This is a genomic window from Citrobacter sp. wls718, from assembly GCF_005280945.1.
Taxonomy (GTDB): domain Bacteria; phylum Pseudomonadota; class Gammaproteobacteria; order Enterobacterales; family Enterobacteriaceae; genus Citrobacter; species Citrobacter gillenii.
In genome coordinates this window covers 1-3,589 of record NZ_SZWV01000090.1, presented here as the reverse complement: position 1 = coordinate 3,589, position 3,589 = coordinate 1, and the positions used below count along the sequence as shown (strand labels likewise).

Here is a 3,589-nt window from a genome sequence, read left to right as displayed (position 1 = left end):
GATGGGCTTTTTTGCGTCTGTTGTTTGTCGGTGAGTGCTCAATATCCCACTCTTCCATAACACAAGCCATCCTGAGGCATATGCGGTAAACTAAGCACGATTTTGCATCAGGAAAGCGTCTATGAATCACTCCCTTAAAGTCTGGAACACCTTCGGTATTGATCAGTATGCTAATGAACTTGTCTGCGCCGAAAATGAGCAACAATTACTGAATGCCTGGCAATCAGCCAATGCATTACAACATCCAGTGCTGATCCTGGGTGAAGGGAGTAACGTCCTGTTTCTTGATGCCTTCTATGGAACGGTGATTGTTAACCGTATTAAGGGCATTCAGGTCACAGAACAGCCTGATGCCTGGCATTTGCACGTAGGTGCGGGGGAAAACTGGCATCATCTGGTACAGCATACTCTGCAACTGGGCATGCCAGGGCTGGAAAACCTTGCGCTCATCCCCGGTTGTGTCGGTTCATCGCCGATCCAGAATATCGGTGCTTACGGCGTAGAACTACAGCGTGTCTGTGAATATGTTGATTGCGTTGAACTGTCGACGGGTAAACATTTACGCGTCGCAGCAGCGGAATGCCGTTTTGGCTATCGTGATAGTATCTTCAAACATGAATACCAGGATCGCTTTGCGATCGTTGCAGTTGGGCTGAAACTGCCAAAACAATGGCAGCCGGTGCTGACCTACGGCGACTTAACTCGCCTGGATCCCTCGACGGTGACGCCGCAGCAAGTGTTTGATGCCGTCTGTCATATGCGTACAACTAAACTACCCGACCCTAAAATACAGGGTAACGCGGGGAGCTTCTTTAAAAATCCCGTCGTTACCGCAGAAGTTGCTCAGGTGCTGCTGTCACAATTCCCGACAGCGCCTCATTACCCTCAAAAAGATGGCTCTGTGAAACTGGCTGCTGGCTGGCTTATCGATCAATGTCAGCTAAAAGGGGCGAGTATAGGTGGTGCTGCGGTACATCAGCAACAGGCGCTGGTACTCATTAACGCCAACGATGCAACAAGCCAGGATGTGGTGCAGCTTGCCCATCACGTTCGCCAGAAAGTGGGTGCGAAATTTAATGTCTGGCTCGAGCCTGAGGTCCGATTTATTGGACCGAAGGGGGAAATGAACGCCGTGGAGATCATAGCATGAAGGATCATACTGTACCTCTGACGCTTATTTCATTGCTGGCTGATGGTGAATTTCATTCGGGTGAACAGCTAGGTGAAAAGCTTGGCATGAGTCGTGCGGCTATCAATAAACACATCCAGACGTTACGTGACTGGGGTGTTGATGTCTTTACCGTTCCCGGTAAAGGATACAGCTTACCGGAACCTATTCAGCTCCTGGATTCATCAGTTATTCATTCCCAACTGGGTGGTGGAAATATTACCGTCCTGCCGGTCATTGATTCGACCAACCAATACCTTTTGGATCGTATTGGGCAACTGGAATCAGGTGATGCCTGCGTCGCTGAATATCAGCAGGCCGGACGTGGCCGTCGTGGGCGTAAATGGTTTTCTCCGTTTGGAGCAAACCTTTACCTCTCAATGTTCTGGCGTCTGGAGCAGGGACCGGCGGCTGCGATTGGCCTGAGCCTGGTCATTGGTATCGTCATGGCAGAAGTATTACGCGATCTGGGTGCCGATAAGGTGCGCGTGAAATGGCCTAACGACCTCTATCTGCTCGATCGTAAACTCGCCGGCATTCTGGTGGAGCTTACCGGTAAAACGGGTGACGCTGCGCAAATTGTTATTGGCGCGGGTATTAATATGGCAATGCGTCGGGTGGAAGAGAGTGTGGTTAATCAGGGCTGGATTAACCTGCAGGAAGCGGGAATTAACATTGATCGTAACACCCTTGCCGCTCGGTTGATCCGTGAGCTGCGTGCGGCACTCGTACTGTTTGAGCAAGAAGGGCTAACGCCTTATTTACCACGTTGGAAGACGCTGGATAATTTTATCAATCGTCCCGTTAAATTGATTATCGGCGATAAAGAAATATTTGGTGTATCCCGGGGAATAGATGCGCAAGGTGCGCTATTACTTGAACAGGATGGCGTGATCAAACCGTGGATGGGTGGAGAAATATCACTCAGAAGCGCAGGGTAATAAAAAGGGGAGCGATAGCTCCCCTTTTTGTTTATTTCCGTAATCTCACTTGTTCAACAGCATGGTTGGCGCTTTTAGTCATGATTAAGCTGGCTCGCTCACGCGTTGGTAAGATATTTTGTTTTAAATTCAGCCAGTTAATTTCTTTCCAAAGTGTTGTGGCGGTATTGATAGCCTCATCTTCAGACAGTTTGGCGTAGTTATGGAAATAAGAGTCGGGGTTGGTAAATGCCCCTTCACGGAATTTCAGGAAACGATTGATATACCACGTCTGGAGTAATTCTTCTGGTGCGTCAACGTAAATAGAGAAGTCGACAAAATCAGAAACAAATACATGATGTGGATCGTGAGGGTAATCCATCCCACTTTGTAATACGTTTAATCCTTCGAGAATTAAAATATCGGGTTGTGCGACGGTCTTGTCTCCATCAGGGATCACATCATAGATAAGATGTGAATAAACCGGCGCCGTGACGTTAGGGACACCTGACTTGAGGTCGGAAACGAATTTTACCAGACGGTGCATATCGTAGGACTGAGGGAAGCCTTTCTTCTTCATAAGTCCACGGTCTTTCAACACCTGGTTAGGGTGAAGAAAGCCATCGGTGGTAATCAACTCAACCTTGCGATGCTCAGGCCAGCGACTCAACAATGCCTGCAGGACGCGCGCAGTGGTACTTTTTCCTACCGCAACGCTGCCAGCAATACTGATGATATAAGGAATACGCTCGCCGTTGGTGCCTAAAAATTGCTCCAGCACAGCCTGACGGCGCAGGTTTGAACTGATGTAAAAGTTTAGCAAACGCGATAAGGGCAAATAAATCTCGGCAACTTCTTCCAGCGATAAGTCTTCATTAATGCCTTTCAGACGAGCAATCTCTTCCTCGGTCAGGGTCATCGGCACGGAATCACGAAGCGCAGCCCACTGGTTGCGATCAAACTGTAGGTAAGGCGTCATTAACGCTTGCTCTTTTATACTCATACGCATGGTCTGGCTGTCATTGCGATATCAGGTCAGTAATAAAAAATGAATTCATCCCTGGCACGCAATGGCACGTCACATTTCAGTTAATTTGGACAATGGGCAGGAGGGTAACACCAGATGGGAGGGAATAATAAGAAAAAATCATCCCCTGAAAAGCAATGTGACGGGTATTCCAGATGTAAAAAGAGGCACTTTGCATCAGTTGGTATACATATGATGGAGTAAAACACCTCCTGGACGGTCGTGAAACGTTGTAAATTTGTACAGTCAGGCGCGAGAATAGATTATTTATCGGCCGTATAGTGTAAAATGTGAGCGATAGAACGTTTTATGCGATTTTTTAGTTGCATGAAAGCGCAGGTCTCCATAAAATGCGCGCTACTTGATGCCGACTTAGCTCAGTAGGTAGAGCAACTGACTTGTAATCAGTAGGTCACCAGTTCGATTCCGGTAGTCGGCACCATCAAGTCCGGTGGGGTTCCCGAGCGGCCAAAG

Annotated in this window: 3 protein-coding genes and 1 tRNA gene; 3 read left to right on the top strand and 1 reads right to left on the bottom strand. The window is 48.1% G+C overall.

The annotated features are described in order from the left end of the window. Positions 1–121 precede the first annotated feature (121 nt). Both murB and birA read left to right on the top strand, forming a co-directional pair. Entirely contained in the window at positions 122–1,150 is a 1,029-nt protein-coding gene (gene murB, locus FDW95_RS17085; protein WP_096758785.1) for a UDP-N-acetylmuramate dehydrogenase, read from the top strand. Further along, positions 1,147–2,109 carry a bifunctional biotin--[acetyl-CoA-carboxylase] ligase/biotin operon repressor BirA gene (gene birA, locus FDW95_RS17080; RefSeq protein WP_115259739.1) on the top strand — a complete coding sequence of 321 codons (963 nt, stop codon included), beginning with the start codon at positions 1,147–1,149 and terminating at the stop codon, positions 2,107–2,109. The genes murB and birA overlap by 4 nt, the downstream gene beginning before the upstream one ends. Positions 2,110–2,140: 31 nt before the next feature. On the opposite strand, the gene coaA is transcribed toward birA, so the two are convergent. Then, positions 2,141–3,091 (bottom strand): type I pantothenate kinase, encoded by a 951-nt coding sequence (gene coaA / locus FDW95_RS17075; RefSeq protein ID WP_096759485.1) that lies wholly within the window; start codon positions 3,089–3,091, stop codon positions 2,141–2,143. 390 nt (positions 3,092–3,481) lie between these two features. On the opposite strand from coaA, the gene FDW95_RS17070 reads away from it, so the two are divergent. Beyond that, a tRNA-Thr gene (locus tag FDW95_RS17070) sits at positions 3,482–3,557 on the top strand. Positions 3,558–3,589: the final 32 nt, after the last annotated feature.

Bases quoted from the DNA above. Each gene is read 5' to 3' on its own strand.
- murB (WP_096758785.1), top strand. From the start codon at position 122: ATGAATCACTCCCTTAAAGTCTGGAACACCTTCGGTATTGATCAGTAT.
- birA (WP_115259739.1), top strand. From the start codon at position 1,147: ATGAAGGATCATACTGTACCTCTGACGCTTATTTCATTGCTGGCTGAT.
- coaA (WP_096759485.1), bottom strand. From the start codon at position 3,091: ATGAGTATAAAAGAGCAAGCGTTAATGACGCCTTACCTACAGTTTGAT.